The following is a 22,033-nucleotide window of genomic DNA, read 5'->3' as shown; positions in this document are numbered from 1 at the left end:
GGTAGGTGTTCAAGGGTTTGATGTATGATGACTTTAATAATATAAATTACTGATTGTAAATATATTATTTTTGTATGTTTCATTGTTTTGGACTGGACAATGCAATAAAAAAACGCAGTTTTTGGCGTAATAAATTTTGTTTATAGTGGCCAAACTGAGTAAAGCGTAGGGCTAAAATTTCTGGATAATTCCGTAACTTTGCGGAAATTGCGATTTCATTTCCAGTTACTTTACCTTTTGTCTTATGAAAAAAAAGATTTTAACCTTACTCAGTTTAGCCCTTATTGGTTTGGGTAGTGTGCAAGCTCAGGAGTATCGTCGTTGCGGTACGGACGAGGAGATGCAAAAGCTATTAGAAGCCAATCCTTTATTGTTGCAACAACTTGAAAGCCAACGATTACAACAGCCTAATTTACAGGCTAGTGTAATGGATATGGCTGATAGTACCTTAGTTATTCCTGTGGTCGTGCACGTAGTACATAACTACGGCGTAGAAAATGTTAGTTACGACCAAGTGTTGGATGCCATCCGTATTCTTAACGAAGATTTTCAATTATTAAATAGCGATACCAGTGAAGTGTACCCGATGTTTAAGTCGCGTATTGGTAATCCGAATGTAGAGTTTCGTTTGGCCAAAAAAGATCCTTTGGGTAACTGTACTATGGGTGTAACACGCACAGTATCAGAACTTACTAATAACGCTGACAATACCATAAAAGATGTAGTTAAGAGTTGGGGTACACGTTATTTGAACATTTGGGTTGTCGCTAATATCGCTTCGGGTGCAGGTGCTTATGCGCATTATCCTGGTTCGGTAGCCGCTCAGTATGAGGGTATTGTTTGTCGTGCATCTCAATTTGGAAGTATTGGGGCTAGTGGCAGTAGCAATTTAGCTGCTCGTACACTGACTCACGAAACGGGGCACTTTTTTAACCTAGCGCATACATGGGGCAGTTCTAATACACCTGGTTCGGCAAGTAATTGTAATATTGATGACGGTGTAGCGGATACCCCTAACACTATTGGTGTGGCGGGGCAAAACTGTAATAAAACCATGGCTGGTTGTAATGCAGGTGAGACGGCTAACGTAGAAAACTACATGGATTATTCTTCTTGTGAGCGTATGTACACCAAAGGACAGGTAACGCGTATGCGTACTGCCTTGGCTTCTTCTATAGGTGCTCGTAGTAACCTTTGGACACAGAGCAACCGTATATTAACTGGTACAAACAATGGTTATGTAACGGCACTATGTGCTCCAAATCCTGATTTTAATATAAATATCAGAACGGCTTGCTCGGGTTCGCCACTTTCTTTGACAGGCTCTGCTTATAACGTATCGGCTGATTCTTTGGCAAGCGTGAAGTATAAATGGGTATTGGCTGGTGCAGATTCTCCAATTATGTACGGACAAACGATTTCTGCTATTTATTCTACCCCTGGCGTATATCCTGTTATGTTAGTAACAAGCAATAGTGCGGGTAAAGATTCTATCACCAAAGAAGATTATCTTACAATCGGAGATGGAACCCCTCATTATTCAGCACAATTAGATACTGTAGAAAGTTTTGAGGAAAGCAGTTTTCCTAATTTTCTAACGAATGTACATAAAAGTTGGACTGTAACTTCGCCTGAAGGCTTGTCATTTGTACGCTCTACAGCAGCTTCGGTTACTGGTGAGGCTTCTTTGATGATAGATAACGCCTCTTTGCCTGATCAAACCGTAAGTAATATTATTTCTTCGGGTTTTGATTTAACAAGTGTTGCTCAACCCGTTTACTTGAGCTTTAAGGTGGCTTATGCTCGTATCAGCAGTACCAGCAGAGATATTCTGAAGGTATATGTTTCTACCAACTGTGGCAGAACATGGTCTTCGGCTTTGTATAATAAGTCGGCGACGAATGTAACAACTCCGCTTAGTACTGTTGGAACTACTTATTACACAGGTACATTTACTCCAACTGCTACCCAATGGCGCAGAGAATTGGTTAATTTGGGTAATTATGCAAGTTATAGCAACGTGCGTTTTAAATTTGAAGTAACAAGCCGTACGGGTAATCGTTTGTTCATTGACGATGTAATGATTTCCAAAAATCCATTGTTGGGTATGGAAGAAGCGATTCGCGCGTTCCAAGTGAGTGTTGCGCCAAATCCTTTTGATAATGCAGCTCAGTTGAATTATACATTGCCTCGCCCTGAGTCGGTGAAAGTGATGGTCTCTGATGTACTTGGTCGCAAAATTTGGGAACAAAACGAGAGTCAACAAGAAGCGGGCGAACATACGCTAAACCTGCCAACACAAATAAAGCAAGGTGTTTATTTCTTGCAAATGGAAATAGCAGGACAAAAAATTGTTCAGAAAATTGTGAAACAATAAATCTGAATGTCATTATATTTCAAAAAAGACTTTGCCGAAAGGTGAAGTCTTTTTTTTGGAGAAAATATTACCAAATCGTAAAAAAATCGGTGAGGTGTTGGGCTGTGCGCAAAAAACTTTACATTTGCCACATTGTCCGATTTTTTCATTTTTAAAGCATAATTGCTCCAATGTTAGACGTTCTGAAAGAATTTATTGACCTTTTTTTGCACTTAGATAAACATTTAGACCAAATTCTTTTGGACTACGGTACTTGGACGTACCTTATTTTGTTTCTGATTATTTTTGTGGAAACGGGCGTGGTAGTGATGCCATTTTTACCAGGTGATTCGCTGCTATTTGTCGCGGGAATGTTTGCCGCACGCGATGGCAATCCGCTGAATATCTGGGCTTTAATTGGCCTTTTGTTTGTGGCGGCTTTCTTGGGCGACACACTTAACTATATCGTTGGCAAAACGCTCGGCAACACGATTCTTTCCCGAAATTATCGTTTTATCAAAAAAGAATACGTGGAGCAAACGCACGCTTTTTACGAAAAACACGGCGGAAAAACCATTATTTACGCGCGTTTTGTGCCGATTGTGCGCACCTTCGCGCCGTTTGTGGCGGGCATTAGCGAAATGAATTATGGCAAATTCTTATCGTTTAATGTGATTGGCGGTTTCGTGTGGGTGGCTTTGTTTTTGCTTGGCGGCTACTTTTTGGGTTCGGTAGAATGGATTAAAAACAATGTTACTTTTATTGCCTTAGGCATTGTGGTAGTGTCGGTTATGCCGCCTATCGTGCAGTTTATCAAACAAAAATATAGCAAATAAACGTTTGGGCTTTTGCCGAAATTACGATATTTTCGCAACCCAATTGCGGCGCGTGCTTTGCAGCGTGCGCACAGTTTGCACCAACAGAATTTATTTACAATAATAAGACAATGGAAGAAATTAAGTTTTATTTAGATGAAGCCAAAGAGATGATGGAAAAGTCTCTGAAACATACGGCTGTAGAGTTTAATAAAATTCGTGCGGGCAAAGCCTCGCCTGCTATGCTTGATGGCCTGACAGTGGACTATTACGGCGTTCCTACTCCGCTTTCGCAGGCTTCGAGCATCACTACGCCTGATGCGCGTACCATCGCCATTAAGCCATTTGAGAAAAAACTTATCACTGAAATAGAAAAAGCTATTAAAAATAGCGACTTGGGCCTAAACCCACAAAACGACGGCGAAATCGTGCGTTTGAGCATTCCGCCAATGACCGAAGAGCGTCGCCGCGACTTGGTGAAACAAGTGAAAGTGGAAGCTGAAGCGGGCAAAGTGCGCGTGCGCAACGTGCGTAAAGAAATCAACGAATCTTTGCGTAAGTTGTTGAAAGAAGGTGCTTCGGAAGACGACGTGAAAAATGCAGAAGAAAAAACGCAAACGCTTACCGACAACTACATTACCAAAGTGGATCAATTGGTAGCGGCCAAAGAAGCCGAAATCATGACCGTTTAATAGTTGTTTTTTTTAATAAAAAATATTGCTGCAACAGCTTTATCGCCGAGTACGAACATTCCCGACGGTAAAGCTGTTGTTTTGTTATAATCCCATATTTGCGCCATGACAACACCAAAACTTTCGTTTCAACCGCTATTAGACCAACTCGAGCAATCTTTTCAGGGGCTGGAATACGGCCAAAATCCACCCGAACTTTACGAACCGATTCGTTATTTGATGAATTTGGGCGGCAAACGCCTGCGTCCGTTGCTCACATTGCTTTCGTACAGACTTTGGGAAAAAGATTATAAAACCGTGCTAATGCCCGCGATGGCCGTAGAAGTGTTTCATAATTTTACGCTGATGCACGACGACATCATGGACAACGCGCCATTGCGACGCGGCAAAGCTACCGTACACGAACATTGGAATACAAATGTAGCCATTCTGTCGGGTGATGTGATGCTGGTCAAAGCCTACGAAATGATGTTGCATTTGCCTGCCAATCAGCTACATAAAGCCCTTACACTGTTTAGTAAATGTGCTGCCGAAGTGTGCGAAGGCCAACAACTGGACATGAATTTTGAACACAAAGCCAGTGTTTCGCAAGCCGAATACATCGAAATGATACGCCTGAAAACGGCGGTTTTGTTGGGTTTTAGTTTGGAACTGGGCGCGTTGGCGGCTGGCGCAAGCGAACAAGACCAAATCCGTATGCGTGAGTTTGGCACGCTCATAGGCATTGGGTTTCAACTTACCGATGATTTGCTGGATGTGTACGGCGACAGTGCCAAATTCGGGAAATTTGTGGGTGGCGACATCGTGGCCAACAAAAAAACATTTTTGTTGCTGGAGGCTCTAAACACTGCCGACCCGACACAAAAACAAACGCTTACACATTGGCTTACGCTACAAAATTTTGAAAAAAACGAAAAAGTGGCAGCCGTTACAGATATTTATAATCAATTGAATATCAAAGAAAAAACGCAAGAAAAAATCCAATTTTACTTTGATGCAGGCTTTGCGGCTTTGGCGCAAGTGCAAGTAGCTGATGTGGCTAAACAAGAACTTCTGGATTTTGTACAGTGGCTCATGGGGCGCGAAAAATAGAACTGTTTGGGGAGTAATAAAGTTAATAGCATAGAAGTGATATTAACTTCATTATACCTCTAACCTATACAATAAATTATGTCTTCTTTCATCAGTGATTTGTGGTGGCGGTACGCGCCAAAATTTATGAATGGCGAGGTTGTTCCCGACGAAAAAATACACAACATCGTGGAAGCGGCTCGGCTTGCCCCAACCTCTAATGGTTTACAACCTTTTGAAATTCTGATAATTAGCAATAAAGAGTTAAAAGAAAAAATATTTCCGATTGCCTACCGACAACAGCCGATTGTGGCTTGTTCGCACTTGCTCGTATTCGCCGTGTGGGACACTTATACACCCGAACGCATACACGAGGCTTTCGATGTGGCCGTGACGGAATTGGGGGGCGACTCGGATAATTTGCAAAAATATCGTAACGCGATGCTCAATTCGTATCCGAATCAGCCCGCCGACGAAAATTATCATCATACGGCAAAGCAGGCTTATCTCGCTTTGGGATTGTGTATTGCTGCCGCTGCCATCGAAAAAGTAGATGCAACGCCGATGGAAGGGTTTGATGCGCAGGCTTTAGACTCGCTATTGGGCTTTGACCAGCAGCGTTTGCGCAGTGTGTTGCTGCTGCCGTTGGGCTACCGCGATGAGGCCAAAGACTGGCGTAGCACGCAAAAGAAAATTCGCAAAAGCGCAGCCATGATGGTAAAAGAAATAAAATAATGGCTCATGAAATTAAGTACGGTGCTTGTAGTTGTCTTGCTTGTAGGCCTTAGCGGTTATTATTTCTATCCCGAAAAAAAGTTGCCTAAAACCGCTTCCGTAGATAGTTTGGTTGTTTATAAATCCCAGCATAAGCTGCTTGTTTTTGCTGGCCAGCAGCCAATGAAGACGTATATTGTATCGTTTGGTGCAAATCCTGTCGGAAAAAAGACGTTTGAAGGAGACGAACGCACGCCAGAAGGGTTGTATTTTATCAATGACAAAAACCCTAAAAGTGGTTATCACAAAAATTTAGGAATTTCTTATCCCAATAAAGCCGACACCAAAAATGCCCGCAAACAAAATAAAAGGGCAGGAGGGCAGGTAAAAATACATGGCCTTCGGAATGGATTGGGTTTTGTGGGGAAATTTCAGCGTTGGTATAATTGGACGAATGGTTGTATTGCCGTTACGGATGCCGAAATGGACGAGTTATACGAGTCTGTACGCGTCGGAACTCCTATCCGAATAAAACCATAACATTATTTAGCCCCCAAAAAGCTCGAAGTTCGGATTGCGGGCTTTTTTCGTTTTATTGAAAAAAAAATGTCAGGATTGGCGTGTAACTGCGACTAAATAGTAAAATAGTTTATTTCACATTAAAACGATTTTACCATGAAAAATGTAATGTGGTCTATGGCCCTTGTCGCAAGTATTTGTATTGGTGCTTTTGCTCAAAATGAAACCCCAAAGCAACAAACTAAATCTAAAAAAATGAAAGTTAAAACGGCTAAAATGCCTGTTAAAACACAAGAAAAATCTCACGTTTGCACGCAGGCCTGCCACGATGAGGGGCATTGTGTTTATGTGCATGGAGAAAAAGAACATAATTGTACGGCAGCTTGCAAGAAAATGTAATGCAAAGCTCTTCTTTAGTGCTTGTTTATCACACGCCCCATAAGCTTATTTTATGGGGCGTGTGATAAAATCTTTATTCCGCCCAATGAATGCCTTTTACCAACTTGGCGAGGGTTTCGGCTTCGGGGCTGTGTGGGGCAGGATGATAATCGTAAGGCCAAATGGCTTGTGGCGGCATACTCATTAGTATCGACTCGGTGCGGCCATTGGTGTCGAGGCCAAATTTTGTGCCTTTGTCATAGACCAAATTAAACTCCACGTACCGCGACCTACGCACGCCTTGCCAATGTTTGTGCGCTTCCGTGTACGGCAAATCTTTATTTTTTTGGATAAGATGCGAATACACAGGCGCGAACGTGTTGCCGACATCTTGCACAAACGCCCAAAGTTGTTCTTTGGAATGTGTGGAAGTAGGGGTGAGGCGGTCGAAGAAAATGCCCCCGATGCCGCGCGTTTCGTTGCGGTGCTTAATGAAAAAATATTCGTCTGCCCACGTTTTGAAGTTTAAATAATAGTTTTCGTCGTGGCGGTCGCAAACGGCTTTGAGTTGGCTATGAAAATAACGCGCGTCCTCGTCGTTGATGTAGTGCGGCGTAAGGTCAATGCCGCCACCGAACCAACAAGTGCCGTCTTGTAGTTCAAAATAACGCACATTTTTGTGAATAATCGGAACAAACGGACTGCGCGGGTGCATCACGATGGAAACGCCCGTGGCAAAAAAACGATTGTCCGAGACACGCAACGCGTTTTGGATATTTTCGGGCAAAGTGCCATGCACCGCCGAAAAACCTACGCCTGCTTTTTCCAGAACAGTTCCGTTTTGTAGTACGCGCGACCTTCCGCCGCCGCCGCCTTCGCGCTGCCAGTGTTCCGCTTCAAATTTTCCGCTTCCGTCGGCCTGCTCAATGGCGGCACAAATACGGCTTTGTAGGTCTGCAAACCAATCGGCAATTTGTTCTTTGGTCATTTTATCAAAAGGGATTGAATGTTATTTCTTAAATCAAAAATATTTGCCCAAAGGTAGAAAAAACAGCCATAAACCGCCGCTACGCTCGGCCAATACCTGCAGATTCGGCCACAGATAAAATGCACAATCAGATTTTTTTTGGTGGGAATATGTGTTAATATTGTTGTTTTCGCTTCAAAATGAGGCATTATCCACCAAATTTTACCACACAAAATGAAACTATTGCTGGTCGAAGACAACCAAGAATTGCTGGAAAGTATGTGTGATTATCTCACACACGAAAACAACATTTGCGAACGCGCCATGAGCTTTGACCAAGCTCGCGAAAAACTCATGTTGTACAGTTACGATTGTGTTATTCTCGACATTATGCTCCCCGACGGCAACGGGATTCAGTTGCTCAAACTCATCAAAAAAGAAGGCTACGACTGTAACGTAATTATCATTTCGGCCAAAAACTCACTGGATTTCAAACTGTTGGGCTTGGACGAAGGCGCAGACGACTACATCACCAAGCCGTTTCCGTTGCCCGAATTGTATTCGCGTATCAAAGCCGTAACACGCCGCACGGCCAAACGCGCCTCGCGCCTGATTGAGTTTAACGAAATAGTGGTGGATACGCTTTCGTTGGAAGTGCGCGTAAAAGAAGTGCTGCTCGTGCTCACGCGCAAGGAAGTGAATTTGCTTATTTATTTTCTTAACAACCTGAATCGGGTGTTGTCGCGGCAGGCCATCGCCTCGCACCTGTGGGGCGACTATACCGACAATCTCGACAATTTTGATTTTGTGTATCAGCACGTAAAAAATTTGCGCAAGAAAATCACCGACGCAGGCGGCGAAGATTATATCAAAACCATTTACGGACTGGGTTATAAAATGAGTTCTTAGTCATGCGCCTCAACTACAAATATACGGTTGCTTACGCGGTGATTTCTTTGGTGATTTTGGTGGTTGGTTTTTCCATCGAATATGTGGCCTTAGAGCGCAGCACCATGCAAACAGCCATCGGCAAACTTCGCAAGCTCAACGCCAAAGTAGCGGCAGATTTGGCGGCGCAAAAGCCTTTCGTGCAGCCAAATGTTTCGCATCAGTTTTTGGACAAACAGCCCGCCAATTGGCCGAAAGAAATTGTCAAAAAAAGGCTGCGTTGGAATCCGCAATTGCAAGATAGCACCCAAAACATTGCCGTAACCACGCTGCACGCCATCGGCTCGCGGTATGCACTTGTTACGTCCAACACGTTCATTATCAGTCCATATACGATTTATTGGGAAGGGATTTTGTTGGTGTTTGCTTGGACGTTTATTTTTTTGTTGGCCATTGTAATTATTTCCAGCGAAATTCTTTCGGGCTATATTCTCGCGCCGTTTTATAGCACTTTGCAAGCGATGCGCAATTTTGCCGTACACAAAGAAGAAAAAATCCGTTTGGAACAAACCAGTACGCACGAGTTTGACGAGTTACAGCGGTTTTTGGCCACGATGGCCGAAAAAGCCAAAAAGGAATACAAAGTGCTCAAGGAGTTTTCGGAAAATGCCTCGCACGAGCTACAAACGCCGATTGCGGTGATAAAAAGCAAATTAGAATTGCTCATGCAAACCGACCTGACGGAAGAACAATTGCTCAAAATTACGTCCATCAACGAGCAGTTGCAACGGCTTTCCAAAATAAATGAAGGCTTGGTGTTGTTGGCCAAACTCGAAAATTATGAGTACTCGCGCACCGAATCACTGGATTTGTCGGGCTTGGTACACGAAACGATTAGTGCGTTTGAGGAGTTGGCCGAAATGCGCGAAATTCGTATTCAGGCGCAAATCACCGACGGCGTGTCGGTGGCTTGTAGTGCCGAATTGTATCGCATTTTGTTGAATAATCTTTTTTCTAATGCCCTCAAACACAACCAAGACGGCGGCACGATAGAAGTAAAACTGTTGCCCCAATTGCTACTGATTCGCAACACGGGCGATGCGCCGTTGCTGCCGACCGAAGACCTTTTCGGGCGTTTTCGGAAAGGTAACAACAACGTGAAATCGGTGGGCATTGGCCTTGCCATCGTCAGGAAAATAACAGAAATCTATGGGCAAGAAATTAGCTATCAATACGCCGATTCTTGGCACACAATCCGCATAAAACTACAATAACAATGTGTTTTTGGAGGCGGTTTGTGCAATCGTTTGAAATTTCAAATTCAGTTCAAAGTTTCTTCAAAGTTTCTTCAAAATTCATTTTTTAGTTTGCATAAAATAAGTACCTCAAACTATTACTTAAAATATACAAACCTTTACACCAAATGAATTTTACCCAAAAAATAACCCTACTGGGTGCGCATCTGCTTTGCGGCGCATGGCCGCTGCTGGCACAAACGCCCAAAGATTCTGTGGCCACACCGCCGCCAAGTCCCAAGCCTGCGGCTAAGCCAGTGCCCGAACTCAAATTTAAGTTTAACTCGGAAGGAACGCTTTACGCCAAACTGGGTTTTGGTAGTCAGCTCTGGACGCGCGTCATCGAAAACAACCCAGGCACGATGGTAAACGGCGTGCCGCAAGCCACCACTTACGACGTGGGCATTCGTCGTATGCGTATTTTTGCAACCATGCACCTTTCTACGCGCTATTTGCTTTATATCCAAATGGGGACAAACAATCAGTCTTTTATTTCGGGTGGCGGTACAGGCACGGGCACGAACGGCGCAGGTAAAAAAGCTCCTTTCTTTTTCCATGATGTTTATAATCAGTTTACTATCGTTCCTGCACTCAACGAACAAACGCAAAAAGCAAATCCTTTTGTGCTGTATTCGGGCATTGGTTTGCATAGTTGGAATGGCGTAAGCCGTTTGAGTAGTGCCAGTGCGTGGCGATTGCTGACGCTGGACACGCCAGTTTTTAACTTTAATACCATTGAGGTTTCCGACCAGTTTTCGCGCCAGTTCGGTATTTTTGCGCATGGCGAATGGAACCGTTTTTTGTTTCGATTCAATGCCAACAAACCATTTGCCACCAACCTAAAACCAACCGTTGGCGGTGGGGCAGTGGACAACAATCAGGGCGGAAAACCCTCGTTTGCGGGCTACGTGGACTATCAGTTTTTGGACAAGGAAACGCGCCAAAATCCATTTACGACAAGTTCTTATTTGGGTAAAAAGAAAATGCTCAATGTGGGCGCGGGTTTTTATACCAACCAAGATGGCACGATGTCGCAACCCACCGCAGACCAAACGCGTAGCCACGACATTAAGATTTGGGCAGCGGATTTGTTCATGGAATTGCCTTTTGGTAAAAAATCAAATCCCATGTCTTTTAACTTATATTCAGTACTTTACAACTATAATTTTGGGCCAAATTATTTGCGGACTACTGCCGTGATGAACGCAGGCGTAGCCGACCCCAACTTTAAAGGTGCAATCGCCAAAGAAGGTTTTGGAAATGCTAAGTATTTGTTGGGTACGGGCAAAGTGTGGTACACGCAAGCGGGTTTGCTTTTGCCCAAATTCAGCGAAAAAGTACGCTTGCAGCCTTATGTAACGTACGCCGTCAAAAACTTGGACGCATTGGCACAGAAAGGCACTTTTTACGACCTTGGCACCAACTTTTTGATAGACGGCCACAACGCCAAAATCTCGGTGCAATACAGCAACCGACCGCTTTATTCAGTAGAAAACAATCGCGTATTTAAGCGTGCGGGCGAAGTGCTTACTTGTGTACAACTTCATTTTTAGGCCTTTATGGTAATTAGCATTAATTCTCGGACGAATGCAGCGACGGCAACGGCACAGCCTGTGCCATCGGGTGGCAGTAGCTTCAGAGCTTTTGTCAGTGGCACGGTCGGCAATTTGGTAGAATGGTATGATTGGTATGCGTATTCTGCTTTTGCCGTGTACTTTGCGCCTGTCTTTTTTCCTGAAAGCAGCAGCACCGCCCAACTGCTCAAAACGGCTGGAATTTTTGCCGCAGGCTTCCTGATGCGCCCGATTGGTGGCTGGTTGTTTGGGAGTTTGGCCGACAAAATGGGGCGTAAATTTTCGATGACCTTGTCGGTTTTGCTCATGTCGTTGGGTTCGTTGCTCATTGCACTGACACCCACTTACGAAGCGGTGGGCGTACTTGCGCCTGTGTTGTTGCTTACGGCGCGATTGCTTCAGGGCTTGAGTGTTGGGGGCGAATACGGCACTTCGGCCACTTATTTGAGCGAAATCGCTACGCCCAACCGCAGGGGTTTTTATTCAAGTTTTCAATATGTAACTACGATTGGCGGGCAAATGCTGGCTTTGGGTATTCAGTTGCTCATGCAACGTTTGTTCCTGACCGATGCCCAAATAGAGGCTTGGGGTTGGCGTATTCCGTTCGTGATTGGGGCGGCTCTTTCGGTGATTGCCTTGTATTTGCGCAACAATATGCACGAAACGCTGGCGTACCGACTCGTACGCGACCAACCGACCGAAATTGCGCGAAAATATGGTTCGGTGCGGGAATTGCTTCGCTATCCGAAAGCATTGCTCACGGTGGTAGGCCTGACGATGGGCGGCACGCTGACGTTTTACACGTACACGATTTATATGCAAAAGTTTTTGGTCAATACCGTGCATTTGCCCAAAGCCGAAGTAACCATTATTACGTTTGTTGTGCTGCTGACGCTGGCATTTATGCAACCGTTTTTTGGGCTTTTGTCGGATAAAATTGGCCGTAAACCCCTGACATTGACTTTCGGAATACTCGGAACACTTAGCACGTATCCTTTACTTTCTACATTGGCCACTACCCATAATGTTTGGTTGGCTGTTGCATTAATATTGCTTGCACTTGTGCAAGTGTCTTTGTATTCGTCGATTAGTGCGGTGGTAAAAGCCGAGCTTTTCCCGACCGAAATACGCGCCTTAGGCGTGGGGCTGCCTTTCTCTATTACGGTTGCCATTTTTGGAGGAACAGCCGAATATATCGCCTTGTATTTCAAAGAAATAGGTCACGAAGAATACTTTTTCTGGTACCTGACGGCCTGCATTTTCATTTCCTTTCTTATCAACCTGTTTACCAAAGAAACAAAAACAGGTTCTCTTTTCACTGACAAGCCATTATCCCACCAAAAAATCTAATACGCCATGATGAACGTTCAAGCACAATCAACCGCCACCGAAACCCCGAATAAGCCTTTGGCTCTGAAGGTACTCAGCAACCTTACGTTTTGGGTTTTCGTTGCCATCGTTTCGGGTATTCTTCTGGGGCATTATGCACCCGCCAAAGCCGTAGAGATGAAAGTCATCGGCGATACTTTTATTAGCATTATCAAATTCTTTGTAGCCCCGATTATTTTCCTGACCATCGTGCTGGGAATTAGCGGCATGGGCAATCTGAAAAAAGTAGGTCGTATTGGGGTTAAATCGCTGATTTACTTTGAGATAGTAACTACGTTTGCCTTAGCTATCGGCGTGGCAATGGCTTTGCTCGTGAAACCCGGCCACATAGACCGCACGGGGCTAAACATGCAAGATGCCAGCAAATACACCCAAAATCCGAAGGCGTTTAGTTGGTTGCAATTTTTTATGGACAACGTGACGCTACAAGTGTTGGTGGCGGCTATCGTGGTGGGCATTGCCCTGAACTATTACGGCGGTCGCGAACGCATCGTAGCAATACTTTATAAGGCTTCGCACTGGGTTTTTACGGCCCTCAAATGGGTGATGTACCTTGCGCCTTTGGGTGCGTTTGGGGGAATGGCCTACGCGATTGGAAAATTTGGTCTGCATTCGTTGTTGCCGTTGGGTAAACTTATGCTCACGATGTATGCCACGATGGGACTATTCATTTTTGTGGTGTTGGCCAGCATTATGCGCTATTACAAAATGAGTATTCTTGATTTTATTAAATATCTCCGTACCGAATTGCTGATTGTGTTGGGCACGTCTTCGAGCGAACCCGCTTTGCCAAACCTGATGCGCAAACTCGAAAGTATGGGTTGCAGTAAATCGGTGGTTGGTTTGGTTGTCCCGACGGGTTATTCCTTCAATCTGGACGGAACGTCTATTTACCTTTCGATGGCCGTTATCTTTTTGGCGCAGCTCTACAATGTAGAACTTTCGTTGGGCGAAATCCTTACTATTATTGGCTTGCTAATGATTACCAGCAAAGGCGCGGCAGGCGTAACGGGTAGCGGTTTTATTGTGTTGGCTTCTACGCTTACGGCGATTCACAAAATCCCCGTAGAAGGTTTGGCCTTTTTGTTGGGCGTGGATAAGTTTATGAGTGAGGCACGCGCCATCACCAATTTTATAGGCAATGGCGTAGCCACAATCGTTATTTCCAAAAGTGAAAACGAGTTTGCACATACCGAAAATCTCCCCGATGCCGATGATGCGGAAGCGTTGCCTGCACAGTAAGATTTTTAAAAATATGAATTGAGTAAAGTCTGTTTGTGTGTATGGGGTCTGTGAGTCCACTTTTGTGTGTGTTTTTGTGTGCGGCTCACAGCCTGAAAGTCTTCATGGTTGGAGGCTATTGAATTGCATTGCTGTTGAGGCGTGCGGCTAAAAGAATCACCCTGTTTTTATTTCATGTTTTAGTAAGCATTTCTCTATTATCCCAAAAGCTACTTGTCCGTATGAAGACAGGTAGCTTTTTTTGTGGAGAATGCAAAATAGTATTACATAAATATTATATTTTTGCGCCCTTCAAAAAAACATTAATTCATTTTTAGTTTAAAGAAAAAATATGAAAAAAACTTTACTATCTATTGTTGCAGTGTTATTACTACATAGCAGTTTTGCGCAAGAAAAAGGTCATTTTGGGTTTTCGTTGGGCGTAAGTGCTCCTGTTGGGAAATTTGCAAGCAAGGATATAGAGAAATCCTATTCGGGATTTGCAGGAATTGGTAGCTTCTTCGAAATATCGCTTGCCCATAAATTGGGTAAACGTTTTGGGATAATCACTTCACTACGCCGCCAATCCAACACAATCGATACAGAAGCACTATCAGACGGTATGTCTAAATTATATCTAAAAGATGGCTATAATGTTAGGGATAATGTAACCGCTGGTAACTGGAAACTTGCTACATTAATGGTTGGTGGCTATGAGTCTTTTTATATACCCGAACATAAAGTTTTTATTGAACCTCGCGTAATGATTGGCCTTGCTTATGCCGTATTGCCAGAAAAGAGAGAGAATTTACAAAGTAACTATGGGTACGGCTGGATACAGCAAGATAGAGCCACTGATTTTACTTTTGCTTACTTGGTTGGTACTGGCTTTAAGTGGATTATCGGAAAAAAAACGTACTTTTTGACCAATATAGACTATTTGAGTGCCAAAGCTAAATTTACTAATATCGTAAATAGGACAAGTGGTGGCTCTGTAGAAATAACCTCTTATACTCAGAAAATGAGCACTGTTAATATTGGCTTGGGTATTGGCATTAAATTATAATTGAAGATAAAACAAAACACACACCCCTCACCAAGCAAAGGCGAAGGGTGTGTGTTTTGTTTTAAATGTTAAACTTACTTTTTATCGGCAAGGGCTTCTGCCAACCAAACAAATTCTTTAGCGAAATACTGAATCGTTTTGGCGAAACTCTCGTCCAAAAGCGCACCTGTTGGGCTAAATTTTTTGTCCACGGCAGGCGTAACAAGCAAATGCGGCGAAGGCACGCCAAAAAACGCACTGACCAGCAAAAGTAACTGTTGCGCTGCACGCATTCCGCCAAGCATACCAGGTGAGGCCGTAACCACCGCAAAAGTTTTGTGTAGTTGTTTGGGGAAATGGTCGAGCAAGTTTTTAAGGGCTGGCGAATAAGAGCCGTTGTATTCAGGCGAAATCAACACAAACGCGTCTGCGCCAAACATGATTTCTCCTAAACCTTTCCATTGTGGCGGAGTTTCGGCAAGAGAGCTAAACACGTTTTGCACATAAGGTAACGGATATTCGCGCACGTCCACCAACACAAATTCGTGTTGCGGATAAGTGGCCGAAAAATAGTCTTTTAGATGCAAAGCTACGCGAAAAGTAGTGCTTTCGAGGCGCGGACTGCCCGAAATGATAGCGATTTTCATAACTGATTAGGGTTTATATTTAGCTTCTTCAAATACTTGTTTGGCGTTGTTGAGTTTCATTACTTCTGGCAAAGAAAGTTTGCGGTCTTCGGCGTATTTCTTTACGATTTGCCAACCCAACCAACGGCCAATGCGGCCTGGGCATTTTTCGCCAATCTCGAAAGTGTGCGGACGTTCGCCAATGTATTTGGTCGTAACGAAATGGTCGTTGGTGAAAAATAGTTTTTGGTTTACAAAATGTTTCCAAATCACGGCCTTGTTTTCTTCCACTTCCTTCATTTCTTGGCCCGTATAGCCAATAATTACGCTGTCGGGCGTGCAAGGCATTACTTTTTTCATGAAATAATAGGTTTGTCCCCACGAAATCATGTTGGCGAGCATATCGGCAGGGTCTGGCGACTGCGCCGAATATTTATTGGAAGTGGTCATGGCAATCATCGGAACGATAGAAGAACGAACCATGCGGCGTTGGATATAGTCTGGTAACATTTGGGGTTTGTAACGCGTGTGTTCGCGCAAAAAATGGTCCAAACCAATCACGACCATACTATCAGAAACGAACACGTCCGTAGAAAAACCCGACACCATCGAATATACTTTTGGTTCTTGGAAGTTGGGATAATAGTATTTGATGTGCGCGAAAGCTTTGTTCAAATCGCTTTGTACGTCGGCCAGATTGCCGAAATAATTTTCGGTTTCCGTGTGCAGCGTGTCCAAATACGGTGAGTTGAGCAACTTTACCATGTGCTGACAAAGAATCTCGTCTTCGGATGTGTGTTTTCTTTGCAAAAAAACCTCCGAAAACAGCGGATATTTGTCCATAAATTTAGTGAAAGATGCTGCATCTTTCTTGTATTCAAACATTTCGTTGTCGAGGCGCACGATGGGCGCATTTACTTTCACGTCCGAAACGTCTATGTCGTTGGCGCATTCATCGTCGGTGTGGCTGCCACAACTGGCCGCCGCCCCGATAAGTGCCACAAACATCAGATTTTTAAATAACTTGTTCATAACCTGTGCAATAGTTGAAAAAAAAATGAAGAACACACATAAGGCGCAAACGCACCAATGGCCGCGAAGTTACGACACTTTGCGGTATTTTTTACCCAAAAAAAGAAACGCCGCCAATTGCTCAGCGACGTTTGGTTTTGCTTGTGTCATTTATTTGCTCAATGCTTTTTTGATGGCTTTCTCTACGATAGGCTCCATTACTTTGTAGCCTGCCAACGTCGGGTGAACGGCATCGTTCGTGTATTTTTTATCCAACCCGTTTTCTGCATCTACCATTGCCGAAAAATAATCGGCGTAAGGAATGTTATTTTTGGTACAATAACTCTTTATCATGGCATTGAGTTTGATTACTTTTGGCGCAGGTTCGAGGCCTGGTCTCCAATAAAAATCTAGGGCAGGCAGCACCGACGAAAGTACCACTTTGATGTTGTTGGCGCGGGCAAGCTCGGCCATCGACACGATATTTCCGAATACATTTTCCAAAGAAATCGGCCCCGTATTTTCGGCTATGTCGTTGATACCCGCCAAGATAACCACTACTTTTGGTTTGAGGTTAATCACGTCTGGCCTGAAACGCAACAACATTTGCGAAGTGGTTTGGCCACTAATGCCACGGTCAAAATACGGTCTTCCTTCAAAAAAAGCGGGGTCGTCGCGCTTCCAAAATTCGGTGATAGAATTGCCCATAAAAACGACACGTTGTTCTTGTGCGGTCGGGGCTTTAAGTGCTGCGTTTTCTTGCGCGTATTTATTCAGATTAGGCCAATCCATTTTGCTGCGGTCGTCTTGGGCTTGGGTACGAAAAAAAGAAAAAAGTAACATAGCGGCAACGAATTGCGTTTTCATAGTTGCTTTTGTGGTGTTTTGGTGAAAAAACTTGAATAGGGTCAAATATAATAAAGTTTATAACAAAAACGCCACTTGCGAAAGCATCACAAATGGCGTTTTTGGAGCGAAAAACACAGGGTTTGAATCGCAAGCAATTATTTTTCGGACATTCCGTAAGCATCTAACACGGCGGCTTTGCCCCAGTTTTCTACATCCTCTTCGCTCCAAAGTTCGGGGAAGAAAATGCGTTTTTGGAAACGAGGCGGCAAATATTTTTGCCAGTTCGTGCCACCAGTCGCAGCCAAAACATCTACGTTGCGTTGCAAGTAGCGACCTGCCGAACGCAAATGCGCCAAAGGCCATTTTACGTTTACAAACGTGTCGAACTCCCGCAAAGCTTGGTGCAAAGCAGGCATTTTCTCGCTGTCGGCCGGCAACGAAAGATAGCGTTTGCGCAAGTTTTTGCTTAAAAAAGCGTGTCCTTGTGCGATGAATTGTGCGCCATATTTTTCTTCAAAACGCACCAAAGTCAATGTTTTTTGGCCTGTGGCAATTTCGGTCGCGCCTTCTTTCCAGTAAATGTGTTCGTACATTTGCTCGATGCTGGCTTGCTTCATAGTTGGACGTAAGTCTTTGGTTACGAGGTTGATAAAATCAGTTGCAGCAATTTCGATAAGGCGATATTGCGCCGACTGGAAACCGCTGGCAGGCAGCAAAGCCATGCGGAATTTCATGAACTGTTCGGTTTCCATGCCGTTTACCATCACGACAAAAGACTGTACCAGAATTTCCCAATAGCGGTTGATACGCTCCACACGTTCGAGCATAAATTCCGTCGTCAAATCGGCTTTGTCGGCTATTTGATTGACTTCGGAAAGAATGAGTTTGAAGTATAATTCGGTGATTTGGTGATAGATAATAAAAATTTGCTCGTCGGGTAGGCTCGTTCGCGGAATCTGCAAGGAAAGCAAAGTATCGGTGTGCACATAATCCCAATAATTCAGAAAGTCTGTGTAATACAAGCCCTCCAAATATGAAATAATATCTTGCCCCGTGGCCTGATATTTGGCTTGCAACTTCTCTAATTGCGCCATGAGTGCGGCGTTTTTTTCTTCCATGAAAAGTGTTATTAAAATCCTAAAAGGTAAACAGATAGCGGTCGTTTCTATCAAAGAAATTGAGCAAAGCTACGGGCGTAAAACTACTAAAACAATGATTCAAACCATGTTTTTAACTTATATGTGTGGCAGCCTATGTGTTTGCTTGCTTTTTAGTTAGATTATTGATTATTAAAATTATTTTATATAAAATAAGTATTATTCGATTTCGGTTTGTATTTTTGTCTATTGTTTATGCCTTGAATGTTAAACAAAATAGTGTTTGGTAAAAAATATTTATGTACCATTATATTTGCTTTTTATACGTAAAATTATGTTTAAAACGCATATTTTAGATTTTTAACAACAAAATAAAAAGATTTTTAGTGTAATAAATTTAGTTGATTTTTTGTCCTTATTTTTTTTGTGCTTGTGTTTTGTTTAATATTTTATAAATTTGCTTAAACAAAATATCTTCCAACCATAGCTATTAACACAAGATGACAGCCTTAGAATTTAATTACAGCATAGCCCAAACGTCCAAGACCCTCAAGCCGTTTGCCATGCGTTTAACTCGCAATGCTGACGACGCTAACGATTTGTTGCAAGACACGATGGTAAAAGCCCTTAACAACCGCGAGAAGTTCACGGACGGAACTAACCTCAAAGCGTGGCTTTATACCATTATGAAAAACACTTTTATTACTAATTATCAGCGACTTGTACGCCAAAAAACTTTTGTGGACACTTCCGAAGATGCATATTTGATTAACTCATTGGCATATTCTTCTACCAATCAGGCCTACAATTCCCTGATGATGGCCGACATCAACAAGGCCATGTCCATTATCGAAGAGGCGCATAGTAAGCCGTTTATGTTGTATTATAAGGGTTTCAAATACCACGAAATCGCAGAAAAACTCAACATTCCAATAGGAACGGTGAAAAATAGAATCCATTTGGCGCGTAAGCAGCTCCAAAAATTACTAACTATGTACCGATAGGCATTTATTTTTGAATAAATATTTGGCCGTCCCAGATTGTATCTAACTCACTTTGGAGGTTGCGCGAAAGGTTGCCGCCAGCCTCCAACCTTTTTGTTTACAATATACTATTTTGCAAAGGCTATTTGAGTGGCTTTTGTACCAACTAAAATTTTGTTATGGCTAAAAAAGCATTAGTAATCGGCGCAGGACTCGGCGGTTTGTGCACGGCTTTACGTTTGGCCGTGAAAGGCTACCAAGTCGAAATTATTGAGAAGCATCACCGCGCGGGAGGCCGCCTCAACCAACTCGAAAAAGATGGATTTACCTTCGATGTAGGACCTTCTTTTTTTAGTATGAGTTATGAGTTTGAGGAGCTTTTCAACTATTGTGGCGAAAAAAATCCTTTGCAATTCAATGAGCTAAATCCCTTGTATTCAGTGTATTTTAGCCACAAACCAAAGCCATATCTTATTCACAAGGACTTGGACAAACTCGCGCAGGAATTTGGCGAGGCCGAACCCAATTTTGCCGCCAAAGCCCGCAAATATTTGCAACAGGCCAAAGAGATTTTCCATGATACCGAATACAAAATCGTAAAACGCAATTTTGATTCTAAACTTTCGTATGCCGCCGCGCTGACCACCGTGCCACTCAAACACGCCCCGAAACTTTGGCGTTCGATGTGGTCGGAACTCAGCCGACATTTCGAGAGCCAAGAAACCAAAGTGATATTTTCGTTGGTGGCGTTTTTCTTGGGCGCAACGCCTTTCGACACGCCTGCCGTGTATAGTTTGCTCAATTACACGGAGTTGCAACACGATGGCTACTGGAACGTAAAAGGCGGAATGTACCGCATCGTGGAAGCAATGTTGGTTTTGTTGGAAAAATATAAAGTGCAGATTCATTATCATACCGAAATAAAACAAGTAGAAGCTACCTCCGACCGCATTACGGCTTTCATTGACCAAAATGGTAAACGTTGGACGGCAGACGTGTTTGTGTGCAACGGCGATGCCGCCGCTTTTCGTGGGCAAATTTTGGGCAGAGCCAAATATTCTGAGCAAAAACTCGACAGCATGGAATGGACGCTTGCGCCTTTCACGATTTATTTGGGGGTAAAAGGAAAACTGGACAACCTGCATCATCACAATTATTTTTTGGGAAATAATTTTAATGATTACGCCAGTAAGATATTTAAAACGTCGGTTGCGCCAGAAAAACCGTATTATTACGTGAATGCCAGTTCCAAATCGAATCCAGATTGTGCGCCCGAAGGCTGCGAGAATCTCTTTATTTTGTGTCCTGTGCCCGATTTGCGCCACAAACCCGACTGGTCAGACGCGCAGACTTTAGCCCAAAATATTATCCAAGATTTGTCCGAACGCATCGGCTACGACTTGGCGGCCAACACCGTTACTCAAACTATTTATACCCCAACGGATTGGCGCAATATGTTCAATCTGTACAAAGGGAGCGGCTTGGGTCTGGCGCACGGCATGAACCAAGTGGGCGGCTTGCGCCCCGCCAACAAAGATGAAATGTTCGGCAATTTGTATTACGTGGGTGCGTCCACGATTCCGGGTACGGGCTTGCCTATTGTGGTGATTAGTTCGCGCTTGGCTACCGAACGCATTTTGCAAGACCATGCCTAACAAACTATTGAAATACAATTAGTTGCAATCATAAACACTGCCTTAGTTATGGAACTTTTCAGAAAAACGTCTTTAGATTGTAGTAAAATTATTACCAATAATTACAGCACGTCGTTTTCGTTGGGGATTCGCACGCTGCACAAACGCTTTCATGCGCCCATTTACGCGATTTATGGATTTGTGCGCTACGCCGACGAGATTGTGGACACGTTTCACGACTTCGACAAAGCTGAGTTGCTGGCACGTTTCAAAGCGGAAGCGTATAAGGCCATTGAGGAGCGAATCAGCCTAAATCCTGTGTTGCATTCGTTCCAATGGGTTGTAAATGAGTATAATATCGAACACGAACTCATCGAAGCATTTCTGAAGAGTATGGAAATGGATTTGAAAAAAGTGCAGTACGTGGAAGAAAACTATAACCAATATATTTACGGCTCGGCGGAAGTGGTGGGGCTGATGTGTTTGCGCGTGTTCACGGAAGGCAACGCACAGCAATTTGAGCAGTTGCGCGAGGCGGCTTGCCGTTTGGGGTCTGCGTTTCAGAAAGTGAATTTTCTGCGCGACATCAAAGACGACTACGACGAAAGAGGCCGTGTTTATTTCCCCAATACGAGTTTTGACCGCTTCACGGCAGAGCTGAAAAAAAACATTGAAGCCGACATTAAAGCCGATTTTGATGCGGCGTACAGAGGCATTGTCAGACTGCCCGAAGGTGCACGCATGGGCGTTTATTTGGCCTATATTTATTATTTGGCTTTATTTGAAAAAATCAAGCAATTGCCGCCGCAACGTGTGTTGCAAGAGCGCGTACGAGTGCCTGACAATCAGAAGTTTATATTGCTTTTGCAGACGTATTTCAGGCATAGTTTTAATGTGTTGTAAAAAACT

At 43.6% G+C, this 22,033-nt stretch carries 21 protein-coding genes; 16 read left to right on the top strand and 5 right to left on the bottom strand.

The window, feature by feature from the left end:
- Positions 1 to 244: 244 nt before the first annotated feature.
- The 7 genes from BM090_RS06145 to BM090_RS06115 all read left to right on the top strand — a co-directional run bounded on the left by BM090_RS06145 (position 245) and on the right by BM090_RS06115 (position 6,566).
- Entirely contained in the window at positions 245 to 2,377 is a 2,133-nt protein-coding gene (locus tag BM090_RS06145; protein ID WP_091509254.1) for a M43 family zinc metalloprotease, read from the top strand.
- A 170-nt stretch (positions 2,378 to 2,547) separates the two neighbouring features.
- On the top strand, positions 2,548 to 3,192 hold the full coding sequence (locus tag BM090_RS06140) for a DedA family protein (protein WP_091509251.1): 645 nt from the start codon (positions 2,548 to 2,550) through the stop codon (positions 3,190 to 3,192).
- 110 nt (positions 3,193 to 3,302) lie between these two features.
- Complete coding sequence (gene frr / locus BM090_RS06135) at positions 3,303 to 3,863, top strand: ribosome recycling factor (RefSeq protein ID WP_091509247.1); 561 nt, start codon at positions 3,303 to 3,305, stop codon at positions 3,861 to 3,863.
- Between the two features lie 105 nt (positions 3,864 to 3,968).
- Positions 3,969 to 4,955: a polyprenyl synthetase family protein gene (locus BM090_RS06130; RefSeq protein WP_091509245.1), complete on the top strand. Its 987-nt coding sequence runs from the start codon at positions 3,969 to 3,971 to the stop codon at positions 4,953 to 4,955.
- A 78-nt stretch (positions 4,956 to 5,033) separates the two neighbouring features.
- Complete coding sequence (locus tag BM090_RS06125; protein WP_091509242.1) at positions 5,034 to 5,669, top strand: nitroreductase family protein; 636 nt, start codon at positions 5,034 to 5,036, stop codon at positions 5,667 to 5,669.
- Between the two features lie 6 nt (positions 5,670 to 5,675).
- Complete coding sequence (locus BM090_RS06120; protein ID WP_091509239.1) at positions 5,676 to 6,188, top strand: L,D-transpeptidase family protein; 513 nt, start codon at positions 5,676 to 5,678, stop codon at positions 6,186 to 6,188.
- A 135-nt stretch (positions 6,189 to 6,323) separates the two neighbouring features.
- Positions 6,324 to 6,566, top strand: coding sequence for a hypothetical protein (locus BM090_RS06115; RefSeq protein WP_091509236.1), 243 nt, complete (start codon positions 6,324 to 6,326; stop codon positions 6,564 to 6,566).
- A gap of 73 nt (positions 6,567 to 6,639) precedes the next feature.
- On the opposite strand, the gene hemF is transcribed toward BM090_RS06115, so the two are convergent.
- Complete coding sequence (gene hemF / locus BM090_RS06110) at positions 6,640 to 7,533, bottom strand: oxygen-dependent coproporphyrinogen oxidase (RefSeq protein WP_091509233.1); 894 nt, start codon at positions 7,531 to 7,533, stop codon at positions 6,640 to 6,642.
- A 213-nt stretch (positions 7,534 to 7,746) separates the two neighbouring features.
- Here hemF and BM090_RS06105 point away from each other — a divergent pair, with 213 nt between their 5' ends.
- The 6 genes from BM090_RS06105 (at position 7,747) to BM090_RS06080 (ending at position 14,945) form a co-directional block, all read left to right on the top strand.
- Entirely contained in the window at positions 7,747 to 8,421 is a 675-nt protein-coding gene (locus BM090_RS06105; protein ID WP_091509229.1) for a response regulator transcription factor, read from the top strand.
- A 2-nt stretch (positions 8,422 to 8,423) separates the two neighbouring features.
- Complete coding sequence (locus BM090_RS06100) at positions 8,424 to 9,674, top strand: sensor histidine kinase (RefSeq protein ID WP_091509225.1); 1,251 nt, start codon at positions 8,424 to 8,426, stop codon at positions 9,672 to 9,674.
- A 149-nt stretch (positions 9,675 to 9,823) separates the two neighbouring features.
- Positions 9,824 to 11,248 (top strand): hypothetical protein, encoded by a 1,425-nt coding sequence (locus BM090_RS06095; protein WP_091509222.1) that lies wholly within the window; start codon positions 9,824 to 9,826, stop codon positions 11,246 to 11,248.
- Between the two features lie 6 nt (positions 11,249 to 11,254).
- Complete coding sequence (locus tag BM090_RS06090; protein ID WP_091509220.1) at positions 11,255 to 12,619, top strand: MFS transporter; 1,365 nt, start codon at positions 11,255 to 11,257, stop codon at positions 12,617 to 12,619.
- 6 nt (positions 12,620 to 12,625) lie between these two features.
- Positions 12,626 to 13,900, top strand: a complete 1,275-nt coding sequence (locus tag BM090_RS06085) for a cation:dicarboxylate symporter family transporter (RefSeq protein ID WP_317040729.1) — start codon at positions 12,626 to 12,628, stop codon at positions 13,898 to 13,900.
- 331 nt (positions 13,901 to 14,231) lie between these two features.
- Positions 14,232 to 14,945: an outer membrane beta-barrel protein gene (locus tag BM090_RS06080; protein ID WP_091509213.1), complete on the top strand. Its 714-nt coding sequence runs from the start codon at positions 14,232 to 14,234 to the stop codon at positions 14,943 to 14,945.
- Between the two features lie 74 nt (positions 14,946 to 15,019).
- On the opposite strand, the gene BM090_RS06075 is transcribed toward BM090_RS06080, so the two are convergent.
- The 4 genes from BM090_RS06075 to BM090_RS06060 form a co-directional block, all read right to left on the bottom strand.
- Positions 15,020 to 15,571: an NADPH-dependent FMN reductase gene (locus tag BM090_RS06075; protein ID WP_091509210.1), complete on the bottom strand. Its 552-nt coding sequence runs from the start codon at positions 15,569 to 15,571 to the stop codon at positions 15,020 to 15,022.
- Positions 15,572 to 15,577: 6 nt separating this feature from the next.
- Positions 15,578 to 16,582, bottom strand: coding sequence for a gliding motility lipoprotein GldB (gene gldB, locus BM090_RS06070; RefSeq protein WP_091509206.1), 1,005 nt, complete (start codon positions 16,580 to 16,582; stop codon positions 15,578 to 15,580).
- Positions 16,583 to 16,732: 150 nt separating this feature from the next.
- Positions 16,733 to 17,428, bottom strand: a complete 696-nt coding sequence (locus BM090_RS06065; RefSeq protein WP_091509203.1) for an SGNH/GDSL hydrolase family protein — start codon at positions 17,426 to 17,428, stop codon at positions 16,733 to 16,735.
- Positions 17,429 to 17,565: 137 nt separating this feature from the next.
- Positions 17,566 to 18,528 (bottom strand): tryptophan 2,3-dioxygenase family protein, encoded by a 963-nt coding sequence (locus BM090_RS06060; protein WP_091509199.1) that lies wholly within the window; start codon positions 18,526 to 18,528, stop codon positions 17,566 to 17,568.
- Positions 18,529 to 19,007: 479 nt separating this feature from the next.
- Here BM090_RS06060 and BM090_RS06055 point away from each other — a divergent pair, with 479 nt between their 5' ends.
- From BM090_RS06055 to BM090_RS06045, 3 genes are all read left to right on the top strand, one after another.
- A complete protein-coding gene (locus BM090_RS06055) occupies positions 19,008 to 19,511 on the top strand; it encodes an RNA polymerase sigma factor (RefSeq protein ID WP_091509196.1) in 504 nt (167 codons plus the stop codon).
- Positions 19,512 to 19,669: 158 nt separating this feature from the next.
- Positions 19,670 to 21,145, top strand: a complete 1,476-nt coding sequence (locus tag BM090_RS06050) for a phytoene desaturase family protein (RefSeq protein ID WP_091509193.1) — start codon at positions 19,670 to 19,672, stop codon at positions 21,143 to 21,145.
- A 48-nt stretch (positions 21,146 to 21,193) separates the two neighbouring features.
- Entirely contained in the window at positions 21,194 to 22,027 is an 834-nt protein-coding gene (locus BM090_RS06045; protein ID WP_091509190.1) for a phytoene/squalene synthase family protein, read from the top strand.
- Positions 22,028 to 22,033: the final 6 nt, after the last annotated feature.

It is taken from the genome of Flexibacter flexilis DSM 6793, from assembly GCF_900112255.1.
Lineage (GTDB): Bacteria > Bacteroidota > Bacteroidia > Cytophagales > Flexibacteraceae > Flexibacter > Flexibacter flexilis.
This window is presented reverse-complemented; position numbering and strand designations above follow the sequence as displayed.